The sequence below is a fragment of the Natronomonas sp. genome (genome assembly GCF_046710025.1).
GTDB lineage: Archaea > Halobacteriota > Halobacteria > Halobacteriales > Haloarculaceae > Natronomonas.
The window spans coordinates 1-8,134 of sequence record NZ_JBKEGK010000115.1 but is presented as its reverse complement, the minus strand read 5'-3'; the positions used below and the strand labels follow the sequence as shown (position 1 = coordinate 8,134).

At 62.8% G+C, this 8,134-nt stretch carries 7 protein-coding genes, 1 tRNA gene and 1 pseudogene; 4 read left to right on the top strand and 5 right to left on the bottom strand.

The window, feature by feature from the left end:
* Positions 1 to 650: pseudogene (locus ACI944_RS08900) on the bottom strand (hypothetical protein); the annotation flags it as partial.
* A gap of 221 nt (positions 651 to 871) precedes the next feature.
* Positions 872 to 1,822: a halo transducer protein gene (locus ACI944_RS08895; protein ID WP_411718698.1), complete on the bottom strand. Its 951-nt coding sequence runs from the start codon at positions 1,820 to 1,822 to the stop codon at positions 872 to 874.
* A gap of 123 nt (positions 1,823 to 1,945) precedes the next feature.
* Between ACI944_RS08895 and ACI944_RS08890 the strand changes: the two genes are divergently transcribed.
* Positions 1,946 to 3,157, top strand: coding sequence for an NAD(P)/FAD-dependent oxidoreductase (locus ACI944_RS08890; protein ID WP_411718697.1), 1,212 nt, complete (start codon positions 1,946 to 1,948; stop codon positions 3,155 to 3,157).
* A 119-nt stretch (positions 3,158 to 3,276) separates the two neighbouring features.
* Complete coding sequence (locus ACI944_RS08885) at positions 3,277 to 5,304, top strand: DEAD/DEAH box helicase (protein WP_411718696.1); 2,028 nt, start codon at positions 3,277 to 3,279, stop codon at positions 5,302 to 5,304.
* An 18-nt stretch (positions 5,305 to 5,322) separates the two neighbouring features.
* Here the strand turns inward: ACI944_RS08885 and ACI944_RS08880 are convergent, their stop codons facing one another.
* Positions 5,323 to 6,048 carry a potassium channel family protein gene (locus ACI944_RS08880; RefSeq protein WP_411718695.1) on the bottom strand — a complete coding sequence of 242 codons (726 nt, stop codon included), beginning with the start codon at positions 6,046 to 6,048 and terminating at the stop codon, positions 5,323 to 5,325.
* A gap of 80 nt (positions 6,049 to 6,128) precedes the next feature.
* Positions 6,129 to 6,416, bottom strand: a complete 288-nt coding sequence (locus ACI944_RS08875; protein ID WP_411718694.1) for a pro-sigmaK processing inhibitor BofA family protein — start codon at positions 6,414 to 6,416, stop codon at positions 6,129 to 6,131.
* 83 nt (positions 6,417 to 6,499) lie between these two features.
* Here ACI944_RS08875 and ACI944_RS08870 point away from each other — a divergent pair.
* Positions 6,500 to 6,572: transfer RNA gene (locus tag ACI944_RS08870), tRNA-Pro, on the top strand.
* A gap of 126 nt (positions 6,573 to 6,698) precedes the next feature.
* Here the strand turns inward: ACI944_RS08870 and ACI944_RS08865 are convergent.
* The gene (locus ACI944_RS08865) at positions 6,699 to 7,004 is read right to left on the bottom strand and encodes a hypothetical protein (protein ID WP_411718693.1); all 306 of its coding nucleotides are present in this window, start codon (positions 7,002 to 7,004) and stop codon (positions 6,699 to 6,701) included.
* Positions 7,005 to 7,376: 372 nt separating this feature from the next.
* Between ACI944_RS08865 and ACI944_RS08860 the strand changes: the two genes are divergently transcribed.
* A partial coding sequence (locus ACI944_RS08860; protein WP_411718692.1) for an adenylosuccinate synthetase occupies positions 7,377 to 8,134 on the top strand: 758 nt, incomplete at its 3' end.

Below are 8,134 nucleotides of genomic sequence, written 5' to 3'. Positions count from 1 at the left end.
GACCCGTCCGCCCGTGACTGGAGCCGCGAGCGAGCCTCGTCCCCGAGCGTGACGTAGGCGACGGCGTCGCCCGAGAGTTCGGCCGGCGCTACCCGGTCCGCCCCGGCGTTCCCAGTGGCGTGTCGAGCACCCGAGGCGGCGTGGTCGATCGCCGCCGCGTCGCTTGGCCCGTAGCCGACCGCCAGCGTCGAGTCGGTCACGCCGACCGCGTACCCCGGCTCCGGGACGCTGCCGTGCTCGAATCCGGTTCCGAATCCAGCATCGTCGAACGCCTCGGAACTGGCCGGCGACAGTGCCTGCCTGAACTCGTCGTTGACCGGCCCCTCGGCGACCGCACACCCGCTCACGACCCGGTCGCCGTCGATACCGGTGCTCGTCAAAACCGGCCCAAACGCCGCCGGGTCGATGGACGGGTATCGATCGCGCAGATCGGATCGGATCGCCCCGACGCTGGCCGGCAGTCCTACCGTCCCCAGAAGTGCGGGGTCCAGCCGTGCGGTCAGCGTCGTTCCCGCGTCGGCAGTCCGTCCCGTCGCGTGAAACGACGTGGGGTCCGGAGGCGTAGCCGCCGCCGTGCCGGGGAGCGCTCCGAGCACTCCCCCGACAGTAAGTGATGAAATACCGCGGACGAGTCCGCGCCGAGAGATCATCGACAGACCTCCGGAGGCCGCGGAGAGCGTCTGCTAATCAGCGGCGTGGTGAGCGCGCCGGGCAGCGATGCGACGGCAGCGGAGTACGATCGGCTCGTGGGGTGGAGGGCTGATCGCACGCGGGCAACCAATTGTGCCATGTGCTGTGGTCCGGAGATGGGCGCTCGGTGCTAAATACCTGTTCACGGGCGCCGGCACTGTCTGGCGGCCCGGGATATCAGTCACTCGGCATCGGGTCGGTATCGCTCCATCACGGCCTCGATTTCGCCCCACGCAACTGGCGGTTCCATCGCTTTGACGGTCCGCTCAAGGCCCCGCAAGCGGTCGCTGAATCGCTCCCGCCAGGCGGGTTCGGCGAGTGCCGCGAGTCGCTCCCCCGCGGCATCGCGACGCGACGCCAGATCGTCGAGTAGTGGTTCGATATCCGGTGGTTGCTCGGCGCCCTCGCGGCCGGCCCACTCCCGAAGCGTCGTCAGTTCTGCCCGCAGATCTGCCAGCAACAACCCGGTGACACGGTGTCGGATCGACGCTTCCGCCCACGTGGCTGCCAGGTCGGCGTCGGGCGTCGTGTCGCCGGCCGCGATCGTGTCGAGAATCTCGTCGAGATCCGCAAGCGACTCCGCGAGGGCGTCGACGTCGGCACCGAGTTCCTCGGCCCGGCGGCCGGGGTCATCGAGCCACGTTCCGAGATCATCGAGATCGAATTGGAACTCGTCCGCAGCACGCTGGAGTTCTTCGGCTGTGGTCATGACCTCCTGGATTTCTAGGCCGAGCGCGTAGAGGTTCGCGTCGTCTCTGTGCTCGACGATCCGTTGCAGGCGGTCGCCAAGGGTGGCCGTCCGGTTCTCAATGTGATCAAGTCGCGCATCGAAGCTTTCGAGCCGCGCCGCCACGACGTCCAGATCCGAGACAGGGGCGGCCATGGTGCGGACATCAGCCAGTTTCGTGGCTGCCAGTTCCGTGCGCTGCTCGGCTGTCGCCGCCGCGTTCGAGGCGCGCGCTATAGCGTCGTCGACGGCTGCTCGCTGGACGACACCGTCGTCGGCGACGATGTTGAGTGTCTCCCGTACGGTATCGGAATCCGTCGGATGCTTGACCACGGCGCTGACAGCCGCCTCCAACGGCAGCCCGTCGAGCCCCTCGCGACTGTCGCCGGATTCATCGCCGCTCATGATAGCCTCGTTCGGGTGCTACTTTTTTACCCTATTCGATCGCCCGTGGTGCTGTTTATACTCCGCCCTCGGCACCGCATCGATGCCCAGTATATTTTATATACTCCTGCGACCGACTTATATATGATCATGCCACCAACCGCGAAAGATGTCGCCGTTCTGGGCGGGTCCGTCTCGGGGCTGGCGGCGGCGGACGCACTGGTCGGACTCGATTGCATCGACGAAGTCCGAGTATTCGAGCGCCAGCAATACGACGACAAGCGGGTTGACTGTGGGGAGGCGATCAACGACGCGACTCTCGTCCCGCTGGAGAAGACCTCCGAGAACGGGTTCGTGAACGACATCGAAGGGTTTCAGCTCCGCGTCTACGCGGAGACTGACCGGCCCCCGCGTCACCCCCCACTCGGCGTCTCCCGGCTCCGCTGTGAATCGGGGTACATCTGCGAGCGCGACACGGTTGAGCGGCGCTGGGCCGAGGCTCTCTCGAAGCGCGGCGTCGCCTTCGAGACCGGGCGGTCAATCACGGCTGAGGCGTACCGCACCATCGTCAACGAGTACGATTACGTCGTCGACGCGACCGGACAGCCGGCGCTGACGCATAAGATCCGGGACACGGTTTCATCGTACACCGGCGACATGGTCGCGTTGAACGCTACTGTCGAGGGCGACTTCGGTGAGTACGTCGACCGCCCCCGTATCTTCTTCGAGGGGTACGTCGGCTACGCGTGGTCGTTCCCGAAGTCGGAGCAACGCGCGAACGTCGGGATCGGGTGGGCGGGCGATCGCCGACCCGACGATTACATCGCGGCGTTCGAGGCGGCGGCCGAACGGAACGGGTTCCCGGTTCCCGACCGCGGGGACGTGAACATCTACACGATCCCGCGGGGTCCGAGCCTCGATCCACGGGACGCGTACCTCCCGGCGGACGGCGTTTTTCTAGTCGGCGACGCGGCCGGGATCGCGAATCGGTATCAGGGCGAGGGGATCTGCCAGGGCATCCGTTCGTCGTATCTTCTTGCGGACGTGCTCTCGGCGGGACGGCCCGAGTCGTATACCGATCGCTTATATGAGTCAATGAAAGCCGAGTACCGGCTCGCACACCTGATGCGCGGCGCATGGGTCGAACACGAGGATCCGGAACTGCTCGCGGCTGTCGCCGAAGCGCTAGACGGGCTGACGATCGACGACATCACCCGCCGCCCCCAGCGGGTGATCAGACAGTTCCTACGGGCCCCCTCGGTCGCTGCCCGTCTCGTCGCCGATGGTGGTATGCTCGGGCGCCTCGTCGACGCGTACACTGATTCGTGGGAGTACAACGCCGGAACGTCGGTCTGACGCGTCGGCACCTCGGTACGTCGGTCTGGTATCGCCACGCGAGCTACACCGGTTGGGGCCGGTCCTCGCCCAACTCCGGAGCCGAATCGCTGAAATACTCCGATGGACTACGCACGACTGTGTCGAAACAGGTCGCCGAGGTGGGAACGCTGTTCTTGCACGAATCGGGGGACAGCTACAGTGTCGTCGTCCGGCGTGACGGCGAGCGGCTGCTCCGTGGCCGGCTCGATTTAAAACAGACAGACGCCGGGCCGCGGCCGGGCCGGTTTCGAGTTGTGGACGGCGACGACGAAGTGCCGCGACGCCCCGAACAGTTTGTCGAAATGGCGCGGCGAGCCTCTCGTATCCGGATCTCGGAGCAGACCTCCCGGGCGGGTCGCGAGGAAATCGAAGCAATGCTCACGGGGTATCAACTCGATGCCAAGCAGGTCCGAACGTGCCGGTACTGCGCCGGGAAGGGGCGGTACTCGCCGTTGACCGCCGAGACCGCGATTAAGGCTGACAACGAGCATATCTGCCCCGACTGCGCGAAGCGCGAACTCGAACGTGAAGCCAACTACCGGGGGTTGCGCTCGGGTGCCCGCGACCGGCTTGAGGAGTTGCTGCTTGAGGTCGGCGATCTCGAACGGGTCGCGAACCTCCTGTCGGGCCAACTCGATCCCGACCTGACGAAGTTCGACGAGATTAGCGCAACGACCGACGAGATCGATCTCGTCCCCACCGAGGAACTCGACATCCACGGCGAGTTGAAATCGCGACTCCAGAAGTTCGACGAACTGCTCCCCGTCCAGAGTCTTGCCGTCCGAAACGGTCTGCTAGAGGGCCGTGACCAACTCGTCGTCAGCGCGACCGCGACCGGCAAGACGCTGGTCGGTGAACTCGCCGGGATCGACCGCGCGCTGAAAGGGGAGGGGAAGCTCCTGTTTCTCGTCCCGCTGGTCGCGCTCGCGAACCAGAAACACGAGGACTTCAAAGAGATGTACGGCGACATCCTCGATGTCTCGATCCGTGTCGGCGCCTCCCGGATCCGGGACAACGGCAACCGCTTCGATCCGGGCGCCGACGTGATCGTCGGCACCTACGAGGGGATTGACCACGCCCTCCGGACCGACAAGGACCTCGGCGACATCGGAACCGTCGTAATTGACGAGGTCCACAATCTCGGCGAGGAAGACCGCGGCCACCGCCTCGACGGCCTCGTCTCGCGGCTCAAACACTACTGTGAGACGAACTCCTGTGGCACCCAGTGGGTGTATCTCTCCGCGACGGTTGGTAACGCTTCGGATCTTGCTGTCAATCTTGATGCTCAACTGATCGAGTTCGAGGAACGCCCCGTTCCGATCGAACGCCACGTCACGTTCGCCGACGGTCCCGAGAAGATCGACATCGAGGACAAACTCGTCAAGCGGGCCTTCGACTCGAAGTCCTCGAAGGGCTACCGCGGCCAGACGATCGTCTTCACCAACTCCCGGCGGCGATGTCACGAGGTCTCCAGGCGGCTTGAGTACGATTCAGCACCGTATCACGCTGGCCTCGACTACGGCGAACGCAAGCGCGTCGAACGGGGGTTCGGCGATCAAGACATCGCCGCCGTCGTCACCACCGCCGCCCTCGCCGCCGGGGTCGACTTCCCCGCCTCGCAGGTCATCTTCGACTCGCTGGCGATGGGCATCGAGTGGCTTTCAGTCCAGGAGTTCGAACAGATGCTCGGCCGCGCTGGCCGCCCCGACTACCACGATCAGGGGACGGTGTATCTCCTCGTCGAACCCGACTGCTCGTATCACAGTTCGATGGACGGCTCCGAGGACGAAATCGCGTTCAAACTGCTCAAAGGCGAGATGGAACCGGTGATCACTCGCTACGACGAGGCCGCAGCGGTCGAGGAGACACTCGCGAACATCACCGTCGCCGGGAAGGGCGCAAAACGGCTCAACGACCGGATGGTCGGCGAGATACCGACGAAACACGCCCTCGGCAAACTCATCGAGTACGATTTTATCGACGGTTTCGATCCGACGCCGCTCGGACGGGCCGTCACCGAGCACTTTCTCGAACCCTCGGAAGCCTTCTTTATTCTCGATTCGATTCGGTCCGACGAGAGCCCCGACGAGCTCGTTGCCGGGATCGAGTTGCGCGGCGAACGCTGAGACGCCCCGGCGTTGCGTTCAAAGGATCGACTGTGAGACGTCCTGTCCGCTCCTGATCTCAGGGATAATCACGTTGTCGGCACCAGCCCGCCGGGCGAGCTTCGAGTACCGCTGGTTGCCAACCCGGACGATCACCCGCACATCCGGGGCGAGTTGGCTCGATAGAATAGCGATTTCGATGTTTGCATTTGAGTCGTCGATAGCGCCAACGAGGGCTTCGGCTTGTTCGACGCCGGCCTCCTCAAGCGGCCCCTCCATCCGCGCGTCGCCCCTGATCGCCGGGATGTCGTCTTCTCTGACCGCTTCGATGCGATGTTCGTCCTGCTCTATGACCACGACGTTTCGGCCGGCGTTCGAGAGTGTGTTCGCTATTGTCCGGCCGAAACTCCCGTAGCCACAGACGATCATGTGATCGGCCATCTCGTCGATGTGTCGTTTTGTTTGCATTCGTTTGAGTTCCTCTTGAACCTGCCCGCCGAAGACCGCCCCGAGAACGCTTTCGCCGATCCAAAGCGTCGAGAGGATCAGGCTGATGACCACCAGAAGCGAGAACGCCCGCACGTCGTCCCCGACGCCGTATAGCTCCATGCTCGTCGGATCGAGAAGCCAAAACGCCGCCACCACGAGAGAGACCCCCTCGAAGTAAACAAACCCCGCGATGCCGATCACACAAACAAGCAAAAACACCGTAATCGGCAGGATCGCTCGCTTCAATAACGGCCGGTGGAAAACGGAAACGGACACACGGGATAGGACCCCCGTATCAAAAAATAAACCTTGGGTTCGAGCAGTTCTTTCCCGCCGTCAGTCGGCCCGACGGCAGCCTACAATAGAGCCAACACGCCCACCGGAGCGGCCATCCCGGCGAAGGCGACCCCCAGATACGCTAGGAGGATCACTAACAGCGCCCCCGGGATTCCCCCGACGGCACAGATGAGCACCGCAATGGGCGTTATCTCGACACCGATCCCGAGGAAACTCGCGACTACCAACACGATCACCCCCACGACCGCGTTCACGATGAACGGCGTGACCGTCTTGATGATCCTGTACGCGCCGAATAGAAGCGCCAATACGCCGAGTAGAAGCCCGACCTCGAGCGTTGTGACCATACCGACGGTTCGCCGAGCGGCGCTAAATCCCTTGGGGCCGAGAGCGAAACGTTTTCACCCCGGGGAGAAATACAGTTTACTGCGGGACCGTGGGGTAGCTTGGTATCCTTCAGCGTTTGGGACGCTGTAACCCCGATTCAAATTCGGGCGGTCCCACTTTTTGTTGACTGAACGGTGCACTGCCACGCACTCAGGTCCTCTTTGGTATCGGTTGAGCACGCGATCGCTGAACGGCGAGCGCTGTTGCTAGTCTCGTGTGAAGACAAAAAGAACAGGACCGAGTTAGCCTTCGATCTCCGGAATATCGTCGATCTTCATTCCTTCGAGTTTGTCGATAATACTGTCAATCTTCGAGTCGAGGTCGTCGACGAAGTCGCCGGTATCCTCAGTGGTAATTGCACCCTGGCTCGACGGCTCGATGAGGTTCTCCTCCTCGAGCACCCGAAGCGAGTACCGGACCTTATGATGGGGGTACCCTGTCTCGTTCGACATCTTGACGATCCCGATCGGTTCGCTCTCGATGACCATCCGCAGAACCCGGAGATGGCGTTCGAGCATGTCTACCTCTTTCTCAAGTCTATCTATCATGGCATTTGTTAACTTGTGTTTGCGTGGTTTAAATGTTGCTGTCCGAGCGTCGGAGGTGAGCCCCACCCAACCGAAACACGCATCGGAATTGTATGTGGGCGTATAAATCGCTTGTGACAACAACACGTATGTGAAAGTCTCCGTCGTGGATTCACCGGCTCGATACCAGATTTTTTCACCGGCTCGGGCGGATCGACATTGTGTCGTATAACCAATGATTTATAATGCAGATCGTCGAGCGGGCTTCCCGCTGGGATTAATCCGGTGGCCTCGCGTGTCGTCCTTCCCCGCTCGGCAACTGGAGAGACTCGCTACGCTCGTCTCCTCCACATACCGTAATCTGTTTACCCTACTGGCAAAAACGTCGTTGCGATGACCGTAACCATCGTGGGTTCACAACTCGGCGACGAGGGAAAGGGAGGCATCGTCGATGTCTACGGCGATGCCGCCGACGTCGTCGTGCGCTATCAGGGCGGCGACAACGCCGGCCACACCGTCGTCTACGAGGGCGACGAGTACAAGCTCTCGCTCGTTCCCTCCGGCGCTGTCCGCGGCAAGATCGGCGTGCTCGGAAACGGCTGCGTCGTCAACCCGAACACGCTTTTCGAGGAACTCGATGCCCTGGCCGAGCGGAGGCTCTCCCCCGATGTCCGCGTCGCCGAACGCGCACACGCGATTCTACCGTATCACCGCGTCCTCGACGGGATCGAAGAGGACGTCAAATCCGACGATGACCTCGCTGCCGGAACCACAGGCAGGGGCATCGGACCAACGTATGAGGACAAGGCCGGCCGGCGCGGCGTCCGGATCGGTGACCTACTCGACGCCGAGACGCTTCGATCGCGGCTCGAATACGTCGTTCCGCGCAAGCGCGCGCTCGTAAGCGACGTTTATGAACTCGAGATCGGCGAAGACGTCGACTCGGAAGCCTTCGATGTCGACGCCCTCTTCGAGACGTATCGAGCCTTCGGCGAGCGACTCGAACGCGAGGACATGACCGTCAACTGCGGAGAGTTCCTCCAGTCTCGGCTCGAATCGGGCGACGAAATCATGTTCGAGGGCGCACAGGGCACCTCGATCGACATCGACCACGGCATCTATCCCTACGTTACCTCCTCGAACCCCACGGC